Raw genomic sequence first — 24,884 nt, forward strand, 5'->3', positions numbered from 1 at the left:
GTCAATATTTTACACAAAGCAATTTTGAACCAAAAGCATATAGATCAGAGTCCCGGCGCCAATACTTAATAGTGTATTCTTTTTCCATTTATGTAGAAGAAAGATGCATAAGACCGCTATGATTTCCGGCAGGCAGTAGAAACCGCTGTGAACAGAATCCTTCAGAGAATAGATGACCAGTAAGCCGATGACTGCACTCGGCAAAACTCTGCCCAAAAATCTGATGAAGGCCGGCGGCTGCCGATCTGCCGGGAAAATGAGAAATGGCAAAAAGCGTGTCAGCATCGTTCCGGCGATTACAATCAGGATTGTCATAAAACCTTCACTGCCAAACAGCACGAGACAGATGATAGAGCAGAGGATGCCGATCATGGCAGGGATATGATCTGACGTTTCTTCCCACTGATTGATAAACATGACCACAAAAAGAGCTGTCATTACAAACTCAATGCCTTTTGTATCAAAATGGATCACATAGCCCAGTAATCCGCCCAAAGTGGCTCCGGCCACCCAATAGATATGATTCAACAATGTCACCCAAAACATGAACCAGCCTCTGTCCACATCCGGGGGAAAAGTAGCAGAGCAGTTGATGGAAAAGGATTCATCGCACATGCCGAATATCAGATAGTATTTTTTCAGTCCGCAGTTTTTATATTTATCCAGCATGGAGATTCCATAAAATATATGGCGGGCATTTACCATGAGAGTCAATAGAAAGGTGTAAAGCGGATGGAACGCGGATACTAATAAATTGACAGTGACAAATTCCATTGAGCCTGCAAAGATAAACATACTCATAAACATTGGATACACAAATGAGAAGCCCCTGCTTTTCATGAGAAACCCATAAGACATTCCTAAAAATAGAAATCCCACACAGATCGGAAGTGTATGAGGTAATGCGGCTCTTAGTGCTTTTCGTTTCATAGATTTTTCTCCCCGTAATTACTTGCATTCTTTTTGCATGTCCAATATAATAATTGTATTCACCATATCTAACAATTGAAAGAAATACCGGACATCTATACGGTATATCTTACAATCGTTAGATATAATTGTCAAGTGTAAAGAAAGGATAATCTATGGAATTAGGAAAGATCATCGCATTAAACTTAAAAAAGCTTCGGACAGAAAGAAATCTTAGCTTAGGACAATTATCAGCTGAATCAGGAATCAGTAAAACCATGCTGTCTGATATAGAAAAGGGAAACAGCAATCCTACGATCAATACAATCTGGAAAATAGCGAACGGCCTTAAAGTGCCGTATACCAAACTGATTGACGGTGTAGATGATGAGACAACTGTGATCCAAAGGAAAGAAACGATAGAACAGACAGGAGAAACAAAAGCCTACCGCGTCTATTGCTATTTCACTACAACACCGACCCGAAATTTTGAATTGTTTTACTGTGAGCTGGATCAAAATTCCTCGAATCGGTCCATCGGTCATTCTGAAAAAGCAAAGGAGTATCTTTATATCATCAAAGGAGAGCTTGTTTTAGATACAGAAAACGGAGAGTTTATCCTGCATGAGGGGGATTCTCTGGCATTCGATTCCTCTATCAGCCACACATACCTGAACAGGCAAAACGAAATGGCTTCATTTATGGTTATCAATTATTACCCGGTCAAATGATGCTTATCATGGTATTACTTATTAAAATGTAGACTTTTTGTAGAGAATTTATTAGTACAATAAGCATACCCTAAAGGCAGGCTATAATACATGCCCTGACGGGTATCACTTTGCAGAAAGAAGGTTCCGAAAAAATGATGAAGAAAATATTGACAGTAGATGATGAGCCGGGGATTTTACAGCTTTTACGGGATTATTTTGAAATCCAGGGCTATGAAGTGATCGAAGCGGCAAATGCAGCAGAGGCATTTGAGAAGATGGTGCTCAAGCCGGATCTGATCCTTTTGGATGTGAACCTGCCGGGAATCAATGGTTTTGAAGTCTGCCGGATGATTCGGGACCATGTATCCTGTCCCATTCTTTTTCTGACAGCTAAGGTAGAAGAGGAAGACCGCATCCGGGGGCTGCACCTGGGAGGAGACGACTACATTTTAAAGCCTTTCAGCATCGATGAGCTGGGAGCGAGAGTGGAGGCACACCTGCGCCGCGAGGAACGAAAAAAAGAAAACAGGGCCGTAAAGATCCAGGGAAAGCTGGCGATCTATTATGACGAACGCTGCGTGTATTATAACGGCAGTCTGGTAAGCCTTACAAGGACAGAATTCAATATCGTGGAACTGCTTTCCTCGAACAGCGGGCAGGTTTTTTCGAAGGACCAGGTATATGAACGGGTCCGGGGATATGACGGGACCGGAGACAGCAGCATCGTGACAGAGCATATCCGGCGGATCAGGATGAAGCTGTCCACCTTTACAGAAAAACCTTATATAGAAACAGTATGGGGAGTGGGGTATAAATGGATTGGTTAGAAGAAAGAATCTCTAATATCGCAAATAAGATCAAAAATCTTTCCTTTCGCAGTGCAATGACAGCATATATTCTCGTCATTGCACTTGGGGGAATGCTTTTGTCCTATTTTACGATCACCATATGCTATCGGTACCAAAATCTGATCTGGAGCAGGTATAGTGTAGATGCCTCCATGTGGCTCTTTTCGGTCAAATCAACTAATTGGCCGTACTGGGCATCCAGTTTTGCCAATTTTCAGGGAAATGACCGGACAGTGATGATAATCCTGGACTTTGTCCGCATATGGTGCCCGTTCTTCTATGGGCTGGCGGGTTCCATCATCGCATGTCTTCTTTTTTATAAAAAGAGGTTAAAAGCGCCGCTTGAGATCCTAAAGAGAGGGACAGAAGCAGTGGGACAGAGCGATCTGGATTTTGACCTGACCTATGACAGTAAGGATGAAATGGGGGCGTTGTGCAGTTCTTTTGAAAAAATGCGGCAGGAGCTGATTCATAATAACGAAAAAATGTGGAAAATGGTGGAGAATCAGAAGCAGCTCAATGCCGCTTTTGCCCATGACTTAAGAACACCGCTGACGGTATTGAAAGGTTATTCCGATTTCCTGGCACGCTATCTTCCTCAGGGGAAACTAAGCGAAGAAAAGATGCTGGAAACTCTCCGCCTGATGTCGGAACATCTAAGCCGCCTGGAACAGTACAGCAGAACGATGAAGGGGATTCGAAGCCTGGATGAGCTTCCTGTAGCAAGGGAGGCACACACGGTGGGAAGTATCTGGGGCGAAATCCGGGAAGTCGTGTTTTCTCTCAACCAGATCGGAGATGTGGATATCATCCTTGAGGAGATTTCGAAAGAATCCCATTCCAGGAAAGTTCTGACAGACCGGAATCTGATCCTTGAAGTCCTGGAAAACCTGCTGTCCAATGCGATCCGTTTTGCCAGGAGCCGGATCGAGGTCTCTCTATTTTTTGAAGAAAATGAAAAGATGCTGTACCTTTCGGTACATGATGACGGTGACGGTTTTACCGAATATGACCTGCAAAAGGCGCTTCTTCCTTATCATAAGGAGCATAGTTCCACGCAGGAGAGTGCCGCCCATAGAGGGCAGATGGTGCCGGAAAATCCACATTTTGGAATCGGACTTCATATCTGCCGCCAGTTATGCATCAAGCATGGAGGGGAATTGAGCCTTTCTAACAGTATAGAGGGCGGAGCACTTGTGACTGCTTCATTTTCCTGTAAGAATGATTGAAGAGATTCTTAAGTTTTCATAGAGAAAATATAGAGATTTCTTCTGTATGATACTCTCATAGACAAGGAGATGTGCCTGAACAGACTCACTGCCACAGATATCACATAAAAGCTCTGTGCTTTCGGCACATTTCCGGGAAAGAGAGGTTAATGAGAATGTCTGCAGAAATAAAGATTGAACATCTAAATCAGTTTTATGGTAAGAAACAGGCTCTAAAGGACGTGAATCTGACGATCCAGAAGGGGATGTTCGGATTACTCGGACGCAACGGAGCCGGGAAGACCACATTAATGAAAGTCCTGGCAACCCTGCTGCCCAAATCAGACGGAAAGGTCACGATCTGCGGTGTGCCGCTGGAAGACTCCGCGAAGATCCGTCAGATGACCGGATATCTCCCCCAGGATTTTTCCATGTATCCCAACATGACGGTGTACGAGGCGATGGATTATCTGGGAGTCCTTTCCGGTATGAGCCGGGCACAGCGGCAGAAAAGGATCCCCGGACTGCTGGAAAAAGTGAATCTTTCGGATAACCAAAAGACAAAAGTAAAGGCTCTCTCCGGAGGAATGAAGCGCCGTCTCGGGATCGCCCAGGCAATCCTTCATAATCCGAAGATCCTGATCGTCGATGAACCTACCGCCGGGCTTGATCCGGAAGAGCGGGTGAGGTTCCGTAATCTTCTCTGTGAGATCGCAGAGAAACGGATCGTCATTCTCTCCACCCATATCGTCGGGGATGTTGAAGCAACCTGCGAGCAGATCGCAGTCTTGAATGAAGGTGAATTTTTGTATCAGGGAACAGTCTCCAATCTGATCGGGATGGCGGATGGGAAGGTATATACCGCTGAGATCAGCCGTCAGGAGCTGCCCAAGCTGAAAGAAAAGTACATTGTGACCAGTATGCTGACTCTGGGAAATAATGTCATGGTACGTTTTATAGCGGACAAAAGGCCGTTTGCTTCGGCGAAAAGCTGCGAGGCCGGTGTGGAGGATGCTTACATGTACCTGATGAACGGGGAAGGGAGTGAGGTCTGATGTTCGCACAGTTGGTTGTTAAAGAATGCAGGCAGACTGCAAAAAGTATGATCTACTGGCTGATCGTCATCATCCTGGCTGTCTTTTTTAACTCTCAGTTAGGTAATATGCCGATTGCGGTGAAGCCAGAGCCTGGTCAGGAAAACTATGGCCGGACGTACAGTTCCGATCCTCAGGATAGAATGACAGCCACTCTGGGAATCCTGATCCGTGAATATGAAAGCGGACAGTATATCACTTACCCGATCGGTTTTTACAAGACCGTAAAACCCGGGGAAAAGAAACAGGAGCGGATTGCTGAAATGATTGCCGAAATGACCGGGCTGACCACGAAAGAAGAGATGGAAAAAGCTCTCACCGCAGACTTAGAGTCTGCTCAAAACGATGAGTCCAATATCATGATCGCAGGAGGTGCTCCCATTGTACCTGTCAAGACACTTTCTTATGATAGATTCCTTAAACTCATGGAGGAATTGGATGATATGCTGGGAGGCGGTTCCAGCTACAGTAAGAGCAATATCAAGACCAATGCCATGACCACGATGACTTATGAGCAGGCATTGGAAGAGTATGAGCAGCTTGCGGTAAAAGAACATCTTACAGGTGGATATGCAAGGCTGTTCAGTGACTATATGGGAATCATGCTTGGAATCCTTCCCGTATTCCTTGCCGTAACCAGAGGGCTTCGGGACCGGCGCTCTCAAATGAGAGAACTGATCGCATCCCGACGTGCATCCTCCGCGGCGATCATCATCAGCCGTTATCTGTCCATGCTGATCATGCTCATCCTGCCGGTTCTTCTCCTTTCCATCATCCCGCTGGCAGGGTGTATCCAGTCCGCCGGACCGGGAATTGAGCTGGATTATCTGGCCTTTGTAAAGTATACCTTCGGCTGGCTGATGCCGACGATAATGGTGACAACTGCAGTGGGGATGGTATTGACAGAATTTACAGATACAGCGCTTGGAGTCCTGGTCATGGCAGTCTGGTGGTTTCTCTCCGTCTTTGGCTCCATCGATTCCCTGCACGGGGGAACCTATGGCTGGGATCTGATCCCGAGACATAATACGGAGTTTAATTATATAGGATTTCAGGATGGCTTTACCCAACTGGCAGCAAACAGAGCGTTATATGCGGTTATTTCTGTCGTATTAGTGGCCGTCACTGTATGGATCTATTCATTCAAGAGAAAAGGGAGGCTGGATATCCATGGCAAATTATTTGGAAATCGCAAAAGAAAATCTAAGGCATAACCTTTTCGTCCATGCGGGGATCTCGCTTTTACTACTCTGCCTTTCCCCTCTGGTCCTGGGAGTGGAAAATCTGGCCCTCGCCGATACGGCAAAGGTCCTGGAAATGTATACGGCCCTTTTGGGGATCATTCTGATCACACCGGTCTTTCTGCCGGAACAGAACAAGGATATCCGTGACCTGATCCGGTCGAAGTACACCAAGACCGCTTCCATCTATACGATCCGAATCATAGAATCTGTTCTCGTACTGATTCTTTTCCTCGGGATCTATATGTGGTTCCTCCATACCAACGGATGCCAGATGGAAGGGATGAAATATTTTGCAGGAACCTTTGCAGAAATGCTGTTTCTGGGAGGCTTGGGAGTGTTTGCCTACAGCCTCACGGATAACCTCATTGCCGGATACATGATTCCGATGTTCTATTATATTACAGCAGTGGGGAGCGGGGTAAAATATATGAAGATGTTTTATCCGTTCTCCATGTCAATGGGAAGTTACACTGAAAAGTACTGGCTCTTTGTAAGCGGACTGCTCCTGCTGATTGCAGGGGTCCGGCTGCGCAGCAGAAAATAACATTTTACGAACAGGCCATTTCGTAAGAATTTCATAAGAATAGGACAATTGTGCCGCACATATACTTCAAATAAAGGGCGTATGTGTGGCATTTCTATATGAGCAGAGAGATAGAGAGTGAAAAATTGAAAGAAAAGCTGGCATCTGCTGCAAGCATGCCGAAGGATGTCGTCCTTGGCGCAGCGGTCGTCACGATCATGGGGGACCAGGAGGTCTGCATCGAAAACTACCGCGGCATCATCGAGTACACAGATGTTCTGATCCGGGTACAGACAAAGGGCAGCCAGATCCGGCTTATGGGAAAGAATCTCCAAATAGAGTATTATACCAATGATGAGATGAAGATTACGGGCAGGATCTGCTCGCTAGAATATTGTAAGTGAGGGAGAAAAAACTGTGATACAGTCAATCATCCGGTATGTACATGGATATGTAAAAATCCGTGTGGAGGGGTACTCCCCTGAGCGGTTTTTAAACCTGTGCAGCCATCATCAGATCTATATATGGGGACTCACGCCCTGCGGCAATGCGTATGAGATGTACATGAGCCTTAAGGGATTCAAAAAGCTTCGGCCCATCGTCAGGAAGACACATACAAAGGTCACACTAGCGGGCCGGGCCGGCCTCCCCTTTTTCCTGCAGAAATACCGCAGGAGAAAGCTGTTTTTTATCAGCTTTTTTCTTTGCATCGGGCTGCTTTATTTTTACTCCAGTTTCATCTGGGACATTCATTTCGAGGGAAATGAAAAATGGACAAACGAGACGCTGCTCGAATTTTTGGAGGAGAAAGAGGTGACACCCCATATGCCGAAAAGCAAGGTGGACTGCGCCAGGATCGTCAAGGAGATCCGGAAGGAATATGATGACATCGTCTGGGTTTCCGCCTCCATTGACGGCAGCCGCCTGCGCATTCAGATTAAAGAGAACGAGGATACCTTCCGCAGGGAGGACGGTTTGGACGCAGACGGCGGCCAGAAGAACGGGGATGCTTCCCATAAAGGGGAGAAACCAGATTCCGGGGATTCCACCGGAGGCACACTAAGCGTCCAGGCAAAAGAAGAACAGACACCAAGAGATCTGGTTGCCGCAAAGGACGGCGTGATCACCAGTATCATCACACGCACAGGAGTTCCGCAGGTACATATCGGGGATACTGTTAAAAAAGGTGATATACTCGTATCCGGCCGGGTGGAGGTCAAAAATGATGCAGGAGAAGTCATCGATTACCAGTATCAGGCCTCCGATGCAGATGTTTTCGCGGACACCCAGATGAATTATGAAGATATCATCAGTACAACCTATAAGAAGAAGCATTATGAGAAATCACAGCGGCGGCTGTATTATATCAAGCTCGGTAAGCGTCTGATCTCGATCGGCACATTAAAGAATGAGTATAAGGAATGGGAAATGCATACCAGTGAACATCAGCTAAAGCTGGGCGAGAGCTTCTACCTCCCGATTTCCTATGGGAGTAAAATCGTAAGATCCTATACCTCCAGGGAAAAAAGCTACACAAAGAAAGAACTTCAGGAACAGCTAAGCCAAAACTTCCAGTTATTTTCCAAGAAACTAGAGGAGGATGGGGTTCAGATCAAAGAAAATGGGGTCAAAATACATATCGGACAAAATTCGGCATCTGCCAGGGGAACCCTTTATCTGAATGAGAGGATTACCCAGGAGGCCGATACAGAAATCGTGGAGATTGAAAACAAGACAGAGGAAGAAGAGAAAACGCAGTAATGTTCTTGACTTCTTTTGAAGAATCCTACAAAATATGTAAAGAAGGATGAACGTCAGAAGAAGAGGTGATAAGATGCCAGATACCATTGAATTACTGGGGAATATGCTGAGTTCTCTGGGAATAGATATGAGAAGGATCAGGGAGCTTTCTTCCGGGTTAGAAGAATTTGACGGCGGAATCCGCCGCCAGTTATTTGTTGATTACGATTACGGAAGACTTGCACGTCAGATCGAGAAGAACTGCTGCCCGGGAACGATTTATATCGTAAAGGATACCTTAGAGGTACAGTATGCGATCTTTCAAATCTCAACGGAAAACAGAACACCAGAAACGAAAACACCAGAAAGCAAAGCGGGCATCGAATATATTCTGATCGGCCCCTATGTGAATGTGACAGAAGAGGATGCTGCCAACACGATTGTACAGCGGTATCAGCTCCCGTTGTTCCACATCCCTACTCTGCGGAATTACTTTTACAGCATCCCGGTCTTTCCTAATATAGAAGCAATTCTTCTTGTATTCATCGAAAACTTGTATGGGAAAGGAACTTATCATACCGAACAGACCGGAATGCTGCTTTTTGAGGAATTTCATAAGGGTGAGATCAGGATCGAGGATGTCAACAGCCTGTCCATGGATCTGATCGAAAAGCGGTATCAGGATGAAATAAAAATGTTGGAAGCTGTCACCCAGGGGGACGTCACAAAAGCTAAGCTGTGCCTTACTGCCATGGGCAAGTATACGATGGAGCGCAGGACAGAAGATACAATGCGAGATTATAAAAACAGTACGTTGATCATGAATGTCTTATATCGGAAAGCAGTCCAGGAGGCACATGTACACCCGGCCCATATTGACGATGTTTCAAGCCTGTTTGCAAAAAGGATCGAGCGCAGCAGAAGTGGGGCAGAACTCAATAAAATTTCGGAGGAAATGTTGAGAAAATATTGTATGCTGGTCCAGAACCATTCGATGAGCAGATACTCAGAAATGATCGGACAGGTGATCAATTATATCGATTTCCATCTGCAGGAACCACTCGGTCTTCAGTATATTGCTGAAAAGTTCAACCTGAATCCAAGCTATCTGTCACGAAGGTTTAAAAGTGAAACCGGGAAAACACTGCGGGATTATATCAGTGAGAAAAGGATAGAAAAATCACTGGTTTACCTGACAACCACCGGGATTCCGGTGAGCGAAGTCGCGGCAAGAGTCGGCATTATGGATGAAAATTATTTTTCCCGGGTCTTTAAAAAGGCAAAACAGATGTCTCCCAGAGAATATCGTAATATTATGCAGATGGAAGGGCAGACGGGAAATCAGTAAAATATGTTTCCATATAAACGGCGCGTGTGTATTGCATGCGCCGTTATTTTTTGTTCTCAGCCATAGTGGATCTCTGGAATCTGTTTTACTGTTTCTTTCTCAATCCACTCTTTTAAAATGTGGCTAAATATAATATTTCTCCAAAAAAGTAAAATGTGTGCTATTTTTTTGTAAATGAGTTCTAAAAGATTTCGGAATCAAGGTATATACTTATCTTACTTTAAAGCAGGCTTAAAGTTTAAAACAAAGGAAGACAGGGAGGTTTATTATGTTTGGAAAGAAAAAAGAAGCAAACCCGGATAAGCTGGGTTTTGGAAGACTGATGCTGTGGAAAAGCTCTGATATCGCGCAGGCAGGAGTTCAGGCGATCGTACTGAGTTATTTATCCCTTTATTGTTCAGACACATTGGGAATCAGTGTGGCTACCATCGGTATGTTGTTGATGGCAAGTAAGATCTTTGACGGGGTAACGGATATTTTTGCAGGATGGCTGGTGGACAACACCCATACAAAGCTGGGAAAAGGACGGCCCTATGAACTGTGTATCATCGGCGTTATGGTTTGTTCTCTGGGATTATTTGCCGCAAGACCAGAATGGAGCCAGTTTTTTAAATGCGCCTGGATCTTTGTGATGTATACCTTAGTATTCTCTGTATTCACCACCTTAAGGGCGGCTGGAAATACCCCTTATACAATCCGTGCATTCAGCAACAACCAGATGTTGATCACAAAGGTAGCTTCTTATGGCGGGATCATAACAATGGCCTGTTCCATGGTGATAAGCATGGCATTCCCGATCGTGATGAGCAGGCTTGCGACCAGCGCTTCAGGATGGACCGTAACAGTAGCGATCTTTGTGATACCGCTGGCACTGATCTCTGTGCTCCGCTTTTTCTTCATTAAAGAAGACCCTTCCGTAGATGCAGGAAGCCAGCATCAGAAGGTCTCCGTAAAAGAGATTCTGGTGATGTTCAGTAAGAATCCCTATGTGTGGTTATATGCGATTATCATGTTAAGCTACAATATTACAACAGCTCTAGGGGCAGCAACCTATTATTTCAAATGGGTCATCGGAAATACAGCGTTATTAGCGGTTGTCTCCATGTTTTCCATCGTACTGCTGCCGCTGATGCTTGTTTTCCCGGTCATCATGAGAAAGATCGGATCTATGGGAAATATGATCAGTTACTTCTGTGCTGCCAGTGTAGCAGGATATGTCATTGTATTCTTCTCAAATACATGGCTGCCAGGCGTGCTCGCAGGAGGCATGCTGGCGGCTTTAGGAACGCTTCCGATCGCATATTACGGTGTGCTTTTCATCATGAAATGCTGTACCTATAACGAAATGAAGGGGCTTGCCCGCATGGACGCTTCTTCCACCATCCTTTCAAACTTCTCAAGCAAGATCGGTTCGGCTGTAGGTTCTGTCATTACCGGATTGCTGCTTGGACTTGCAGGATATGTTTCCGGTGATAATATCACGGCACAGCCGGACAGTGCGATCCTGATGATCCGTATTGTATACGCAGTCGTTCCGGCAATCTGTGTGGCATTGATCGCGGTATGCGCAAAGGCTTTCTCAAAACTGGAGAAGCAGATCCCGGCATGGGAGGCGGCTCAGGCAGAAAAGGCGAAAAAGGCAGAGGCCGCCGAATAGAGATGGCAGGAAGAAAACTGACTGAAATTAAGAAATACAGGCATGACAAGGAGGTATGGCGTGAGAATCGTTAAAAATATAAATGAAGACTGGAGATTTATCAAAGAAAATATCGGGGTAAAGGCCGCGATGGAACTAGATGGCGAATCCGTCGATCTGCCGCATACATGGAACGCATCCGATGGTCAGGACGGGGGAAATGATTATTACCGTGGGAAATGCTGGTATGTCAAAGAGCTTACATACCCAGGACGAAAGCCGGACGAAGAGGTCTGGCTGGAGTTTCGGGGTGTGGCCATGCGGGCTGAAGTTTACGTAAACGGGATAAAAGCAGGGGCACATGACGGAGGTTATTCTACATTCCGGGTTCATATCACGGAATATCTTGAAGAACATAATGTGATTGCCGTTTCCGCAGACAACAGCTACACACGAGAGGTCTATCCGCAGAAGGCTGATTTTACCTTCTACGGCGGGATCTACAGAGATGTTTCTCTTTTGAGCGTGCCAAAGGGGCATTTTGAACTGGGATATTTCGGAAGAAACCCGATGAAGGTGACGCCTGAGGTGGATCTAAAACAACAGGAGGCTAAAGTTCATGTGGAGGCCTGGACAGAAAATGTCCCCGACGGTACACCGGTTACCTTCACTATCGCAGGCGTCGGTGTACAAAGCGCAGTGGTGCAGGACAATTACGCTGAAACAAATTTTCGGATCGAGAAGGTACATCTGTGGAACGGGAAAAAAGACCCTTACCTTTATACTGCGTCCGCAGAGCTGCCGGGAGGAGCTGACCGTATCGTTAGCAGATTCGGTGTCAGAGACTTCTATGTAGACAGTGAGAAAGGGTTCTTCTTAAACGGTGTCCATTATCCCTTATGTGGTGTGTCCAGACATCAGGACAGAAGAGGCGCAGGTAACGCGCTGACAAAGGAGATGCACCGGGAAGATATGGAGATGATAAAGGAGCTCGGAGCCAATACGATCCGGCTGGCACACTACCAGCACGATCAATATTTCTACGACCTCTGCGATGAGGAAGGGATGATCGTATGGGCAGAGATTCCCTACATTACCGAGCATATGCCTGAAGGAAAGAAGAATACGGTCAGCCAGATGACAGAGCTGGTAGTACAGAATTGGAATCATCCTTCTGTGGTCTGCTGGTGTCTCTCCAATGAGATCACGACTACAGGCGGAGTCTGTGAGGATCTTGTGGACAACCACCGCATCCTCAACGAGCTGTGTCATGAGCTGGATGGCTCCCGGCCGACCACTATGGCCAATGTCTTCATACTGGAGACAGACAGTGAGGTGCTTTCCATTCCGGATATCCGGTCCTATAACCTGTACTACGGGTGGTATGTCGGGGAGATGACGGATAATGACACCTGGTTCGATGAGTTTCATAAAGAGCACCCGGATATGGCAGTGGGACTGTCCGAGTATGGGGCAGATGCCACCATCTGTTACCAGACAGGCACACCTGAAAAAGGGGATTATACCGAGCAGTATCAGGCGACATACCACGAACACATGCTGGAAATGTGGTCCAAACGTCCTTATATCTGGGCCATGCATGTCTGGAACATGTTCGACTTTGCCGCAGACGGGCGGGAAGACGGAGGTGAACCGGGCGTGAATCATAAAGGGCTGGTGACCTTTGACCGCAAAGTAAAGAAGGATGCCTTCTATATCTATAAGGCTTACCTTTCTGATGAACCATTTGTACATATCTGCGGCAGAAGATATGTAGACCGGGCAGAAGAGGTGACAGAAGTTAAAGTATACTCCAATCAGCCGGAGGTGACGCTGTATGTGGACCGAGAAGAAGTTGGGACAAAGAGGGCGGATAAGGTGTTCGTATTCCGGGTTCCGATCTCCAGAGAGCATACAGTAGAGGCAAGATGTAAAGGGAACAGCGGCGCTCAGGAAGTGTCCGACAGAATCATCATCCGCAGAGTGGCAGAACCAAACCCGGCATATTCAAAACCGAAGGAAGCAGTCGTCAACTGGTTCGACAGGGAAGACATGCAGGAGCGGGAGGGTTATTTCTCCATCCGGGACAGCATCGCCTCCGTTAAGGCAGTTCCAGAAGCAGCGGCACTTTTGCAGGCTATACAGGAAAAGGCAGTCGAGGCATACGGTGATGTAGCAAAGAATGTAAAAGTGCCGGAATCCATCCAAAGACAGATGGATGCCATGCCGGTGGAAGCCATGCTAAAACAGGCAGGAAAGGCGGTCACAGCTGAGATGGCAGTGGCGCTGAACCGGGAATTAAACAAGATCAAAAAACCAGAGCTGTAGAGAAAAACCGGCGGAAAATACTTCGCCGGTACGGTTCACGCATAAAGAGAGGATATTCATATGGAGCATTATTTATTGGATAAAAACTGGGAATATGTAGAAAGCGGACTTAAAAACCCTCTGCTGGTAAACATGTTAAACGGATGGAAGAAGACAGACCTTCCCCACGACTACGCCATGGAAAAAGAGCGGAGTCCCGAAGCACCGGGCGGTCTGGATGAAGGATTTACAAAGGGTGCCGGACTCTATTATAAAAAATCCTTCCTGTTAAGCCGTGAAGCCTGTAACAAGCGGGTCTGGCTGGAATTTGAAGGAGTATCCGGTATGACGCAGGTCTGGGTAAACCAGAAGTTTGCCGCCAAACATGTAAATCCATATACCAGCTTCTGTGTAGAGATCACAGAACAGCTGAAAGAAGGGGAGAACATCATCTCTCTTCATACGGACAGCCGTATGAAGCCCTGTTCCCGCTGGTATGTGGGGGCAGGCCTCTACCGCCCGGTATGGCTTCACATTGCGGAAGGAACAGCAGTCAGCCCCCATGGCTTAAGGGTAACGACGAAAGAACTGCAGGGAAGGACTGCTCTGTTGAAAGTAGAGGCAGAAATCACCACGTTACAGACAGAAACAAAGACAGAAGTTCAGGTACACCCCGGGAAATCAACCCGGACAGCCGTAGCAGATGTTTCGATTCTGTCCTCCAAAGGCAAAGTGACAGGGGAAGCCTCCTGTGCAGTCACCATGCAGAATGGCCGGGGCCGGGCAGAGATGGAGATCCCTGTTTCTGATATTACGCCATGGTCTGTGGAAAATCCCTGTCTGTATACCATAAAAATGACAGTAAACGGACTGGATACTTATGAAGAAGCATTCGGCATCCGCACTATCCAGGTGGATCCGGTACATGGATTCCAGCTGAACGGTACGCCGATGAAGCTAAAAGGAGGCTGCATCCACCACGACTTAGGCATCCTGGGTGCAGCGGAGCATGAAGCCGCACAATACCGAAGGATCAGACGACTTAAGGAAAGCGGGTTCAACGCACTCAGGCTTTCCCACAACCCCTTTGGGCCAACAATATTCAACGTCTGCGACCGGCTGGGAATGCTTGTGATCGAAGAAGCCTTTGATGAGTGGGTATTGGGGCGGACCAGTTTCGGATCCCATATATTTTTTGAAGAGCATTGGGAAAAAGATATGGAGGATATGATTACCCGGGATTACAACCACCCATCCATCATCATGTGGTCAACCGGAAATGAGGTCGAAGAACGTGACGGAAGTGCAGATGGATTTGCATGGAGCAGACGGCTGGCTGAAAAAGTGAAAAGCCTGGATTTCTCCCGTCCGGTATCAGCAACAGCCTGCTCTTTGTTCATCGAGTATACGCAGCAGCGTCCAAAGGATGAAGAAGGGACCACCGGGAATCAGGCGCTGAATATGGCGTATGACAACTTTGCATCCGGCGTGGATCTGTGGGGAGATGCAACGGCAGAATACTTTGCTCCGCTTGATGTGGCAGGCTACAATTATAAAGCAGCCCGCTACGCACACGACAGGGAGAAATTCCCTGACCGCGTCATCTATGGGTCAGAGAGCTATCCCCGTGCAGCCTTTTCTTCCTGGCAGGAGACGATAAAGAATCCTAACGTGATCGGTGATTTTGTCTGGACTGCCTGGGACTATCTGGGAGAGGCAGGCATTGGAAGGTGGGAGATCAGTGAAGACGATCGTCCCGGCTCTCCGGCATGGCCCTGGATTGCTGCCGGATGTGCGGATTTCGATCTGATCGGTGAGAAGCGTCCTCAGTCTTATTACAGAGATGCCCTCTGGGAAAATGACCACGCGCCTCACTTATTTACCCTTTCACCGGATCTGACAGGAAAACATCTGGCCCGCTTAAGCTGGGCGTGGCTTCCGGTTGCTTCTACCTACACCTACCCGGGTGCCGAAGGGCAGCCTATGGAGGCGCATATTTATGCCAATGCCCAGGAAGTCGAGCTGTTCCAAAATGGACAGAGCTTAGGAAGAAAAGCATGCGGGGTGGAAGAGGAGTATCAGACAGTATTTTCTCTTTCCTATGAACCCGGGACGCTGGAAGCAGTCTCTTATATCGCAGGAAAGGAAACAGGAAGGGAATATCTTGTGACTGCGAAAGAAACATGCACGCTTAGCTTAATACCGGAACGCACAAGCATCAAAGCGGACGGCAGGGATCTTTGTTTTATCAAGATCCAGGCAGTGGATGAGAGCGGCATCCCGGTCTTTTTAGAAGACAGAGAGATCACGGTGGAGGTGCAGGGAGGAAAGCTGCTGGCACTTGGCACAGCGGATGTTAAACCAGACCGGCTGATTCCTTATCAAGGCTGCAGCGTTCCGTTATATGAAGGGAAGGCACTGGCTGTGATCCAAAGTGTAGAAGGCGGACAGGGATGTCTGTGCAGCGTCCGTATGGGAGAGCAGATCCAGAATTCCATCACTATCGCATATACGCAGGTTGAGTGCAGCGATACCGCTCTGGTTTCAGAGCCTAAGTCAGATGCGCTGGAGCTTCCGATTGGTGAACTTTTAGAGGCAGAATCTGCAAAAGAGATTCTGGGGCAGTTACTTCCGGGAATTCTTGATAATCCGATGCTGGAGCACATGAAGGGAATGACTTTAAAGAAAATGGCCTCGATGGGCGGGGTGCAGTATGATCCGGCTCTGATTGATAAGTTAAATACAGCAATGGGAATGTAACAAGAGAATTTAGGAACAAGACAAGGAGAAAATAGATGAACAGAGGATTTAACCCTATTTTACCGCTGGATGAATATATACCTGATGGAGAACCGCATGTATTCGGAGACCGGATCTATCTGTTCGGCTCTCACGATACAGAGGGTGGGACAAGATACTGCTCAGAGCAGAATTATGTAGGATGGTCCGCACCGCTTGAGAATCCGGCAGATTGGAGATATGAAGGTGTGATCTACGATTCCAGTCAGGATCCGCAATATCGTGAGGGCGGCACCAATGATTTATACGCTCCGGATGTTGTCCGCGGAAATGATGGAAGATATTATCTTTACTATGGCTTTACCAGCTCTTCATCCGGAACCTCCGGGCATGATAAGGTTAGTGTAGCAGTATGCGACACACCGGCCGGAAAATATGAATATCTTGGATTTGTCAGGAATCCAGACGGAAGTGTCCATAAAAAATATCTGATGGGCGACCCGACAGTCATCAATGACGATGGAGCCATCCGTCTGTACTTTGGCTGGTCATTGTCAACAGTCGCAGGAGAGGCACATGCACAGGGAGATGGCTTTGAAGGGGAGGAAGAGGAGGCATATGCAAAGCAGGCGAAGGAAAACGCACAGCCTCAGATGGAGCTGCCCCTTCCGGGTGATCCGCTGATGAACCAGAAGCTTTCCCCTTTGTATCAGATGCTGTTTCACCGAAGCCTGGATGAGGTAAAAGACCTGGAATACCCTTTGATGGGAGCCAATGTCATGGAGCTGGAAGATGACATGATGACAGTCAAAGGCGAGCCAAAGCGAATCGTGCCGGGGCAGTTTGACACGCCAAAAGAGAGCAGCTTTTACGGGCATGCCTTCTATGAAGCCTCCTCCATCCGAAAGATAAATGGCATGTACTATTTTATCTATTCCTCAGAAAACAGTAATGAGCTTTGTTATGCCACCAGTGCATATCCGGATCGCGACTTCGTGTTCAGAGGTACCATCATTTCCAATGGAGATGTGGGGTATCAGGGGCTGAAAAAGGAAGATAGAAATAATATGACGGCAAACGACCACGGCAGTCTTGAACTGGTGAACGGACAGTGGTATATCTTCCATCACCGTCAGACTCATAAATCCACCTTCAGCCGTCAGGCATGTGTGGAACGGGTGGAGATCAAAGAGGATGGAAGTATTGATCAGGTAGAATGTACGAGCATGGGATTTCATGACGGTCCTTTTACACCTCAAGGGGAATTCCCTGCGCCGGTTTCCTGCGTGCTGACGAACGGGCATATGCCCCACTGCACGAATACCAGGGCCAGAGCAGATATTCCCTATATTACACACGGCGGTGAAGAGCGGTACATCACAGCGATCAAGGATGGAACCAAGATCGGATATAAATATTTTGCCTTTTCCGGAAATGTGAAGATTACGGTGAGAACACGGGGCGACGCAGAAGGAGTCTTCGAGGTCCGGACAAATCAGGGGAAGGCAGGAGAGATCGGCCTTACGCCGTCTGAAGACTGGACAGAGAATTCAACAGAAGCAGAGATTAAAGGAAAAGAAGCTCTCTATTTCATTTACAAAGGAAAAGGAAGCATTGAATTTGTGTCATTTTCGCTTAAAAAGTGAACAAAAACGCGAATTTGTGTAAATGCAAATGACCGAATCCATGATAAAATATTGAAACCATAACTATTCAAAACTTCAGGCCGTTATGGAACAGCAAAACTTAAAAACAGGAGGGCAAAGGAAACATGAATCAATTACCGACAGACTTTCTCATTGGTGCGGCAACCGCGGCACACCAGGTAGAGGGAAATAATGTACACAGTGACTACTGGGCAATGGAACATATGAAATACACCAGCTTTGTGGAGCCGTCTTTAGATGCGGTTGATCATTACAACCGCTTTGAGGAGGATATCCGCCTGATGGCAGAGGCGGGGCTGAATGCATACCGTTTCTCCATTGAATGGGCGCGGATCGAGCCAAAGGAAGGCGAATTTGATGAACATGAGATTGCCCATTACAGAAGCGTTTTGGAATGCTGCAGGGCGAACGGGATCGAACCCATCGTGACTATGCACCATTTTACCTCCCCGAAGTGGCTGATCGGAAAAGGTGGCTGGGAGGCACAGGAGACGGTGGATTACTTCGCACGCTATTGTAAATATGTTGCCGAACAGTTAGGAGAGTTGATGAAATATGTGTGCACTATCAATGAGGCAAATATGGGGCTGCAGATCGCGGCAATCTCCGAACGCTATATGAAACAGATGCAGGCTAAGATGCAGCAGGCAGCCGGCAAAGCACAGTCTGAATCAGACGAAAGCGGGGCAGCAGGAAACCAGGAGGGTACGGTACAGGTGGGACTGAACATGAGTGCCATGATGGAGAATATGCAGAAGCAAAAACAGGAAAATCTGGAAATATTCGGAACTGACGACCCACACACCTTCGTCAGTGCCCGGACAAAGGAAGGGGACATTCTGGTCATGAAGGCCCATCAGGCAGCTAAAGCAGCTATGAAAGAGGTAAGACCAGAACTTCTAGTAGGTCTTACCCTGTCCCTGCATGACATTCAGGCGATCGAAGGCGGAGAAGAAAAGGCGGCAAAAGAGTGGGAAGAGGAATTCACACATTATCTGCCATATCTGAAGGACGATGACTTCTTCGGACTGCAGAATTATACCAGATCCATCATCGGAGCGGACGGTATCCAGCCGAACCCTGAGGGAGCAAGAGTGACCCAGATGGATTATGAGGATTATCCTGAGGCGCTTGGACACGTAATCCGGAAAGTCTACGGGGATTTAAAGATCCCGATTATGGTGACAGAGAATGGGATCGCCACTTCAGATGATGCCCAGAGAGTCACATTTATCCAAAAAGCATTAAGCGGGGTGGAAGCGTGTATCGCAGATCAGATCCCGGTGATCGGATATATGTACTGGTCACTTCTGGACAACTTTGAATGGCAGAAAGGATACTCTATGACCTTCGGATTGGTCGAAGTCGACCGGAATACACAGATAAGAAAGCCGAAGCCAAGTCTGGAGGTACTGGGGAGTTTTACAAACAACAAGAAATAACGTGTATTTTACATAAAATAGGGGGCGCTGTCCCCTATTTTTTATGATGAAAAAGTTCCGTTTTATACCAAACAGACAGACATCATATCTCATTTCCGGTCCGGCTTCGCAAATAATCCTTCCCGGGCTTGAAAAAAATCGTTATATTTACTATAATAAAGTCTGGATTTTACGTCCCAAGAAAGAGAGGTATTTTCGTTTGGAAGAGAAATACTTGAAGATTGGTACTGTTGACCAAATGCAATCTGTTTTTGGACCTCAGGACAAGTTCATCCGTACAATAGAGGAAAGCCTGCGCATCTCAATTACTGCGCGCGGATCAGAGCTGCATATTATGGGGGCAGTCAAAAGAAATGTAGAGCTGGCCGCCGATGTTTTAGTATCCATGTTTAATATCCATTCAAAAGGCGGGGAGCTGACTGTTGAGACGATCCACCGCCTGATCGAAGAAGCAGCGGACGGCAGCCTGCCGGATGTCTGTGAGGCAATGGACGAATCTGTCGTTGTGACCCACAGGGGTGCTCCCATCAGATGCAGAACAGTCGGGCAGAAGGAGTATCTGAAATCACTGAGGAAGGACACCATCACCGTCTGTATCGGACCCGCCGGTACAGGTAAGACTTTCTTAGCCGTTGCTCAGGCCGTCAGAGAATTGGAAAATAAAGAGATCGACAGGATCATCCTGTCACGTCCGGCAATAGAAGCCGGCTCGGAGCGCCTTGGCTTTCTGCCGGGTGACTTAAATGATAAGATCGACCCTTATCTGCGTCCATTGTATGATGCTTTGAATGATATCCTGGGACCGGAGCGGGTTGCATCCTACAGGGAAAGAGATATCATAGAAGTGGCTGCACTGGGATATATGAGAGGAAGAACCCTGAACCGTTCCCGCCTGATCCTGGACGAAAGCCAGAATTCCAAGCTTGAGATGCTCAAAATGTGTCTGACCAGATTAGGAGAAGGTTCTAAGATGGCTCTGGTCGGAGACGTGACACAGTCTGACTTAAGCAAGTCCGAATCCGGCTTGGAGAAGTGTGCCTCCATCATCAGATCCGTGGATGGTGTCGGTATTGTACAGCTTGGAAATAAGGATGTTGTACGAAGTAAGATTGTGCGGGATATCCTGAGAGCATTTGACGTATCGGAGTCCAGGACAGCAGAGAAAAAGACATATGGACGTGGAAAATCTAATGTAAAGAAAAAGAAATGATCCACAGCAGTATACAGTTAAAAACAGGGGTAAATGCAACTTTTTAAGTGCTTTTGCCTCTGCTTTTTATTCTTACTTGCTTTACACCGAACTGGATGGGGTGTATAATATATTGGATTTGGTGTGCGCTGATGTATATCAAAGAGGCATATGGGATAAGATGCCCTTTGGATAGGAACTATTCTGCGGCCCATAAGGATGAAGAGAAACAAGAGGAGAAAATCATGAGTCTATACATGGAAGAAGAAGGGGCAGTAACACTGCCATTTGATACGGAAGAGACTGCCGAACTTGTTATAGAAGCGGCATTGGAATATGAAGGATGCCCTTATGAGGCGGAGATCAACCTGCTTCTGACCACAGATGAAGCGATCCGTGAGATGAACCAAATGTTCCGCCAGATCGACAAGGCAACCGATGTGCTGTCATTCCCTATGCTGGATTACGAAGAGCCGGGAGATTTCTCCAAGATGGAAGACCATGCACAGGATTGCTTTAATCCGGAATCCGGCGAACTGATGCTGGGGGATATCGTGATCTCTAAGGATAAGGTTCTTGCCCAGGCAGAGGCATACGGACATACGCCGCGAAGAGAATACGCTTTTCTGATCGCCCATAGTATGTTACACTTATTTGGCTATGACCATATGGAGGAGGACGAACGCCTCTCAATGGAACAGAAACAGAGAGAAATTCTGGAAAAAATTCAAATCTTAAGGTAGCGGTATAGACGGAGGATTTATGGCAGAGACACATAAAAGAAAAAAAAAGAAAAAAGACGATTTTCTGATGCAGGGCGCTATCCTGGCCTTTGCCGCCGTGATCACGAAGATCATTGGTGTAGCATATCGGATTCCGCTTACGAATATACTGGGAGACGAAGGAAATGGATTTTATGGGTATGCATTTGAGGTATATTCCCTGGCATTGATCCTTTCCTCTTTCAGTTTTCCTATTGCTGTTTCTAAACTGGTTTCTGCCAGAATGGCGATGCGGCAGAAGCGCAATGCCTTTCGGGTATTCCGGTGTGCACTGGCATTTTCCATCGCAGTCGGTGCTGTTGTATCTATCGTGATCTTCTTTGGTGCAGGACCGATCTCCACACATTTGATGGAATCCCCGCTCAGCGTATATGCGCTGAAAGTCCTGGCGCCGGGTCTCTTTATTGTATCTGTGATGGGAGTTCTGCGCGGTTATTTTCAGGGACTGGGAACGATGGTCCCCACGGCAGTCTCACAGGTCATTGAACAGATCATTAATGCAGTGATCAGTCTGGTGGGGGCAAGTGTTCTCTTTAAGATCGGAATGAAGGCCGCTGAGAAAAAGAACGAAGAGCTTCTGGGGCCTGCCTACGGTGCAGCGGGAGGTACGCTTGGTACGATCATGGGCGCACTTGCAGGACTTCTGTTTCTTCTGTTTGCCCTGTTTGCGTTTCAGCGGGTGATCCGCAGACAGCTAAAATCAGACAAAACACGCAGACAGGAGAGCTACAGCCACATATTAAAAATTTTGGTACTGACGATCATACCGGTTATTTTCAGTACAGCGATCTATAATATCAACCAGCTGATCGATCTGACCCTTTTCAATAAGATCATGGCAGCTCAGGGGCTGGCGGAAAAGCAGTATATGGCTCTGCAGGGGATCTATACCGGAAAATACAATCCTCTGATCAATGTTCCGATGGCAATGGCCAATGGGCTGGCGGCCTCTGTTATACCAGGCCTGACGGCCGCGGTTACAGCCAACGATAAGACATTGATCCACAGCAAGATCAACCAGACGATCCGTTTTACCATGCTGGTTGCCATCCCGTGTTTTGTAGGATTTATCGTACTGGCTTCCCCGCTGATGGTTCTTTTGTATAATGATGCAAGTGCCACTCCGGCAGCACTGCTGGCGATCGGTGCGGTAACCGTAGTATTTTACTGCTGGTCCACTGTATCGAATTCCATCCTGCAGGGACTGGATAAGATGTCTACCCCAGCCAAGAATGCGGGAATTTCCCTTGTAGTACATATCATTGCACTTTTGATTATGCTGATTGTTTTAAAATGGAACATTTACGCATTGGTGGGAAGCAATATCATCTTTTCCGTGTGCATGTGTTTCCTCAATGCCAGGGCGATCCACAAGGCAAGCGGCTATAAGCAGGAGATGGAACAAACTTTTATAAAGCCATTGATCTCCGCAGTGATCATGGGAATCGTTACTTATGCTGCACACTTACTTTTCAGTATGATCGTACCGGGACGGTTTATCGCGACGACATTATCTGTCCTGATCGCTGTGGTAGTATATGCATTGTGTATCTTAAAGCTTGGAACAATGACAGAGCAGGACATCAAGGATCTGCCCCAGGGATATAAGATCCTGCGGCTGTGCAGAAGATTTCATCTCCTGCCACATAAAGAAAATTAAAGATTTATGTATTTTTAAGTAAAAATCGGCCAATACTGTATGAAAAAAGGAGTGGGATCCTTATGAAATTAAGATACCGTATTGGCTTTTTTGCGGGAATTTTCCTGATCGTATGTATGATCGGGATCGGATATCAGCTGAGTTATAAGTATGCACTGGAGAGACAGCAGGCGAAGGCCGAGCTGCCGCAGCAGAGTGCCCAGAGCATTACGACCAAAGGAGAGGCGACCAAGAATGAAGGGTATTACCTGTGTGAACTGCACGGGTATGTGGTAGTTTATCTCAATGATAAGAAAACGATTTTTGAAGTAACCAATATCCCTCTTTCAGACCTGCCAGAAGAAATCCAGGAAGAGATCCGTAATGCAAAATATGTGGAGACTGAAGTCGACCTGTATGGATTTTTAGAAAATTATTCGAGCTGATAAGTAGACGAATTCTGTCAAATAGTGTAATATATGTATTGGTCTGCGAAAAGGAGATACAAATATGGATGAACAAAAGATTAAACGAATTAATGAATTATACAGAAAATCAAAAGCTGAAGGCCTGACGGAGGCGGAGAAGAAGGAACAGAAGGTGCTTAGGCAGGAATACATCGATTCCTTCAGACGCAGCCTTCGAAGCCAGCTTGACAGGATTGATATTGAAGAAAAGGATGGAACAGTGATCAATCTGGGTGAAAAGTTTGGAAACAAAAAAGGACATTAGAAAGCGGATCCGTGCCGCCAGGGCCGGACTTTCTGCTGCTGAGCAAAGAAAATACAGTGCCCGTATCCAGAAACGGCTGCTTGAACATCCCTTATACAGGGAGGCAGAAGAAATTTATTGCTATGTTTCTTTCGGGGACGAGGTATGTACAGACCTCATCCTGGAGGAATCCTGGAAGTGTGGGAAAAAGGTCGCAGTCCCCAGGATCCTGAAACAGGAAGCACTGCCGTCTTTGTGCACTGCCGATCCTTCCCGGTCTGGATCGGAACCTTCAAAGCGGTATATGGAATTTTTCTATATCCAAAACCGGAAAGAATTAAAGGAAGGGTATTATGGGATCTTAGAACCTGTGACTACTAAGAGAGCAGACGGTAAGCATGTGCTTGTCGTGATGCCGGGCGTGGCATTTGATCCCTCCTTAAATCGGATCGGTTATGGGGGCGGTTTCTATGACGCCTATCTAAAGCGCCATCCCGATTACCGGACCATTGCACTTTTTTATTCGGTCCAGTGCACAAAGCAGATCCCATATGAAGAGCTGGATATCCGTCCAAAGATGATCTTAACAGAAAAGGAGATTTACACATGTTAAACGGACTTCCGGGCGACCCGGTGATTCTGTTGAGTGTGGTCAATACAAAGCTTAGGGACTACTATAAGAGTCTGGATGAGCTGTGTGATGACATGGGGATCTCAGGTACAGAATTAACAGGGAAGCTAAAAATGATCGATTATGAATACGATGAAAAGCGGAACCAATTTATATAAGGGTTCTGATCCGGGATCCTCGCAGATCCAAGTGGTCAGATCCGTTTTTCTGGAATTGATTTTTAATTAGAAGAGGATTCTTACATATGAATACAATTGATTTTACGAAGATTGACCTATCAAAGGAAGCGCCTGCCGTTGAACCGGACAGGCAGTATTATTTCATTGCGAAGGCAAGGCAATATGTAAAAGAACAGTCAGATAAGCTTGGCAGGAGGCTTACCTTCTGTGTCACGACCTTCGGCTGTCAAATGAACTTCGTACCCGTGACGGCTTAAATCCGCATAAATAAAGGATTTTTCAAAACCTCAACTTGTAAGAATGGTTTACAAGTTGGGGTTTTTCTTTGCCCTTCT

At 46.8% G+C, this 24,884-nt stretch carries 23 protein-coding genes; 22 read left to right on the forward strand and 1 reads right to left on the reverse strand.

Features of this window, described 5'->3' with window-relative positions; genetic code table 11:
• Window positions 1-9: 9 nt before the first annotated feature.
• The gene (locus AC4OGX_RS11560) at window positions 10-930 is read right to left on the reverse strand and encodes an AzlC family ABC transporter permease (RefSeq protein ID WP_493330644.1); all 921 of its coding nucleotides are present in this window, start codon (window positions 928-930) and stop codon (window positions 10-12) included.
• A gap of 155 nt (window positions 931-1,085) precedes the next feature.
• On the opposite strand from AC4OGX_RS11560, the gene AC4OGX_RS11565 reads away from it, so the two are divergent.
• The 22 genes from AC4OGX_RS11565 (at window position 1,086) to AC4OGX_RS11670 (ending at window position 24,806) form a co-directional block, all read left to right on the forward strand.
• Window positions 1,086-1,640, forward strand: coding sequence for a helix-turn-helix domain-containing protein (locus AC4OGX_RS11565; protein ID WP_493330645.1), 555 nt, complete (start codon window positions 1,086-1,088; stop codon window positions 1,638-1,640).
• Window positions 1,641-1,774: 134 nt separating this feature from the next.
• Entirely contained in the window at window positions 1,775-2,449 is a 675-nt protein-coding gene (locus AC4OGX_RS11570) for a response regulator transcription factor (protein ID WP_493330646.1), read from the forward strand.
• Window positions 2,437-3,699 carry a HAMP domain-containing sensor histidine kinase gene (locus tag AC4OGX_RS11575; protein ID WP_493330647.1) on the forward strand — a complete coding sequence of 421 codons (1,263 nt, stop codon included), beginning with the start codon at window positions 2,437-2,439 and terminating at the stop codon, window positions 3,697-3,699. Before AC4OGX_RS11570 ends, AC4OGX_RS11575 begins: the two co-directional genes overlap by 13 nt.
• Window positions 3,700-3,854: 155 nt before the next feature.
• Window positions 3,855-4,733: an ABC transporter ATP-binding protein gene (locus AC4OGX_RS11580; RefSeq protein WP_493330648.1), complete on the forward strand. Its 879-nt coding sequence runs from the start codon at window positions 3,855-3,857 to the stop codon at window positions 4,731-4,733.
• Window positions 4,733-5,986 (forward strand): ABC transporter permease, encoded by a 1,254-nt coding sequence (locus AC4OGX_RS11585; protein ID WP_493330649.1) that lies wholly within the window; start codon window positions 4,733-4,735, stop codon window positions 5,984-5,986. Before AC4OGX_RS11580 ends, AC4OGX_RS11585 begins: the two co-directional genes overlap by 1 nt.
• The gene (locus AC4OGX_RS11590) at window positions 5,943-6,560 is read left to right on the forward strand and encodes a hypothetical protein (RefSeq protein ID WP_493330650.1); all 618 of its coding nucleotides are present in this window, start codon (window positions 5,943-5,945) and stop codon (window positions 6,558-6,560) included. Before AC4OGX_RS11585 ends, AC4OGX_RS11590 begins: the two co-directional genes overlap by 44 nt.
• Before the next feature lie 98 nt (window positions 6,561-6,658).
• Window positions 6,659-6,943, forward strand: coding sequence for a YabP/YqfC family sporulation protein (locus AC4OGX_RS11595; RefSeq protein ID WP_493330651.1), 285 nt, complete (start codon window positions 6,659-6,661; stop codon window positions 6,941-6,943).
• Window positions 6,944-6,956: 13 nt separating this feature from the next.
• On the forward strand, window positions 6,957-8,300 hold the full coding sequence (locus AC4OGX_RS11600; RefSeq protein WP_493330652.1) for a sporulation protein YqfD: 1,344 nt from the start codon (window positions 6,957-6,959) through the stop codon (window positions 8,298-8,300).
• 73 nt (window positions 8,301-8,373) lie between these two features.
• Entirely contained in the window at window positions 8,374-9,627 is a 1,254-nt protein-coding gene (locus AC4OGX_RS11605; protein ID WP_493330653.1) for a helix-turn-helix domain-containing protein, read from the forward strand.
• Between the two features lie 268 nt (window positions 9,628-9,895).
• A complete protein-coding gene (locus tag AC4OGX_RS11610) occupies window positions 9,896-11,284 on the forward strand; it encodes an MFS transporter (RefSeq protein WP_493330654.1) in 1,389 nt (462 codons plus the stop codon).
• 60 nt (window positions 11,285-11,344) lie between these two features.
• The gene (locus AC4OGX_RS11615; protein WP_493330656.1) at window positions 11,345-13,591 is read left to right on the forward strand and encodes a glycoside hydrolase family 2 protein; all 2,247 of its coding nucleotides are present in this window, start codon (window positions 11,345-11,347) and stop codon (window positions 13,589-13,591) included.
• A 60-nt stretch (window positions 13,592-13,651) separates the two neighbouring features.
• Window positions 13,652-16,330 (forward strand): glycoside hydrolase family 2 TIM barrel-domain containing protein, encoded by a 2,679-nt coding sequence (locus AC4OGX_RS11620; RefSeq protein WP_493330657.1) that lies wholly within the window; start codon window positions 13,652-13,654, stop codon window positions 16,328-16,330.
• A 35-nt stretch (window positions 16,331-16,365) separates the two neighbouring features.
• On the forward strand, window positions 16,366-17,955 hold the full coding sequence (locus AC4OGX_RS11625) for a family 43 glycosylhydrolase (RefSeq protein WP_493330658.1): 1,590 nt from the start codon (window positions 16,366-16,368) through the stop codon (window positions 17,953-17,955).
• A gap of 125 nt (window positions 17,956-18,080) precedes the next feature.
• Window positions 18,081-19,418, forward strand: coding sequence for a glycoside hydrolase family 1 protein (locus AC4OGX_RS11630; protein ID WP_493330659.1), 1,338 nt, complete (start codon window positions 18,081-18,083; stop codon window positions 19,416-19,418).
• 238 nt (window positions 19,419-19,656) lie between these two features.
• Complete coding sequence (locus AC4OGX_RS11635; protein WP_493330660.1) at window positions 19,657-20,628, forward strand: PhoH family protein; 972 nt, start codon at window positions 19,657-19,659, stop codon at window positions 20,626-20,628.
• Between the two features lie 224 nt (window positions 20,629-20,852).
• On the forward strand, window positions 20,853-21,350 hold the full coding sequence (gene ybeY, locus AC4OGX_RS11640) for an rRNA maturation RNase YbeY (RefSeq protein WP_493330661.1): 498 nt from the start codon (window positions 20,853-20,855) through the stop codon (window positions 21,348-21,350).
• Between the two features lie 19 nt (window positions 21,351-21,369).
• A complete protein-coding gene (locus AC4OGX_RS11645; RefSeq protein ID WP_493330662.1) occupies window positions 21,370-23,049 on the forward strand; it encodes a putative polysaccharide biosynthesis protein in 1,680 nt (559 codons plus the stop codon).
• A 62-nt stretch (window positions 23,050-23,111) separates the two neighbouring features.
• A complete protein-coding gene (locus tag AC4OGX_RS11650; protein WP_493330664.1) occupies window positions 23,112-23,474 on the forward strand; it encodes a hypothetical protein in 363 nt (120 codons plus the stop codon).
• A 64-nt stretch (window positions 23,475-23,538) separates the two neighbouring features.
• Window positions 23,539-23,760, forward strand: coding sequence for a DUF896 domain-containing protein (locus tag AC4OGX_RS11655; RefSeq protein ID WP_493330665.1), 222 nt, complete (start codon window positions 23,539-23,541; stop codon window positions 23,758-23,760).
• Window positions 23,738-24,352: a 5-formyltetrahydrofolate cyclo-ligase gene (locus AC4OGX_RS11660; protein WP_493330666.1), complete on the forward strand. Its 615-nt coding sequence runs from the start codon at window positions 23,738-23,740 to the stop codon at window positions 24,350-24,352. The genes AC4OGX_RS11655 and AC4OGX_RS11660 overlap by 23 nt, the downstream gene beginning before the upstream one ends.
• On the forward strand, window positions 24,346-24,528 hold the full coding sequence (locus AC4OGX_RS11665; RefSeq protein WP_493330667.1) for a DUF4250 domain-containing protein: 183 nt from the start codon (window positions 24,346-24,348) through the stop codon (window positions 24,526-24,528). The genes AC4OGX_RS11660 and AC4OGX_RS11665 overlap by 7 nt, the downstream gene beginning before the upstream one ends.
• Window positions 24,529-24,614: 86 nt before the next feature.
• Window positions 24,615-24,806, forward strand: coding sequence for a hypothetical protein (locus tag AC4OGX_RS11670; protein ID WP_493330668.1), 192 nt, complete (start codon window positions 24,615-24,617; stop codon window positions 24,804-24,806).
• Window positions 24,807-24,884 lie beyond the last annotated feature (78 nt).

This window comes from Faecalicatena sp., assembly GCF_058819085.1.

Coding starts and splice junctions, on each gene's coding strand:
- AC4OGX_RS11560 (WP_493330644.1), bottom strand. CDS start 930: ATGAAACGAAAAGCACTAAGAGCCGCATTACCTCATACACTTCCGATC.
- AC4OGX_RS11565 (WP_493330645.1), top strand. CDS start 1,086: ATGGAATTAGGAAAGATCATCGCATTAAACTTAAAAAAGCTTCGGACA.
- AC4OGX_RS11570 (WP_493330646.1), top strand. CDS start 1,775: ATGATGAAGAAAATATTGACAGTAGATGATGAGCCGGGGATTTTACAG.
- AC4OGX_RS11575 (WP_493330647.1), top strand. CDS start 2,437: ATGGATTGGTTAGAAGAAAGAATCTCTAATATCGCAAATAAGATCAAA.
- AC4OGX_RS11580 (WP_493330648.1), top strand. CDS start 3,855: ATGTCTGCAGAAATAAAGATTGAACATCTAAATCAGTTTTATGGTAAG.
- AC4OGX_RS11585 (WP_493330649.1), top strand. CDS start 4,733: ATGTTCGCACAGTTGGTTGTTAAAGAATGCAGGCAGACTGCAAAAAGT.
- AC4OGX_RS11590 (WP_493330650.1), top strand. CDS start 5,943: ATGGCAAATTATTTGGAAATCGCAAAAGAAAATCTAAGGCATAACCTT.
- AC4OGX_RS11595 (WP_493330651.1), top strand. CDS start 6,659: ATGAGCAGAGAGATAGAGAGTGAAAAATTGAAAGAAAAGCTGGCATCT.
- AC4OGX_RS11605 (WP_493330653.1), top strand. CDS start 8,374: ATGCCAGATACCATTGAATTACTGGGGAATATGCTGAGTTCTCTGGGA.
- AC4OGX_RS11610 (WP_493330654.1), top strand. CDS start 9,896: ATGTTTGGAAAGAAAAAAGAAGCAAACCCGGATAAGCTGGGTTTTGGA.
- AC4OGX_RS11620 (WP_493330657.1), top strand. CDS start 13,652: ATGGAGCATTATTTATTGGATAAAAACTGGGAATATGTAGAAAGCGGA.
- AC4OGX_RS11625 (WP_493330658.1), top strand. CDS start 16,366: ATGAACAGAGGATTTAACCCTATTTTACCGCTGGATGAATATATACCT.
- AC4OGX_RS11630 (WP_493330659.1), top strand. CDS start 18,081: ATGAATCAATTACCGACAGACTTTCTCATTGGTGCGGCAACCGCGGCA.
- AC4OGX_RS11635 (WP_493330660.1), top strand. CDS start 19,657: ATGCAATCTGTTTTTGGACCTCAGGACAAGTTCATCCGTACAATAGAG.
- ybeY (WP_493330661.1), top strand. CDS start 20,853: ATGAGTCTATACATGGAAGAAGAAGGGGCAGTAACACTGCCATTTGAT.
- AC4OGX_RS11645 (WP_493330662.1), top strand. CDS start 21,370: ATGGCAGAGACACATAAAAGAAAAAAAAAGAAAAAAGACGATTTTCTG.
- AC4OGX_RS11650 (WP_493330664.1), top strand. CDS start 23,112: ATGAAATTAAGATACCGTATTGGCTTTTTTGCGGGAATTTTCCTGATC.
- AC4OGX_RS11655 (WP_493330665.1), top strand. CDS start 23,539: ATGGATGAACAAAAGATTAAACGAATTAATGAATTATACAGAAAATCA.
- AC4OGX_RS11665 (WP_493330667.1), top strand. CDS start 24,346: ATGTTAAACGGACTTCCGGGCGACCCGGTGATTCTGTTGAGTGTGGTC.
- AC4OGX_RS11670 (WP_493330668.1), top strand. CDS start 24,615: ATGAATACAATTGATTTTACGAAGATTGACCTATCAAAGGAAGCGCCT.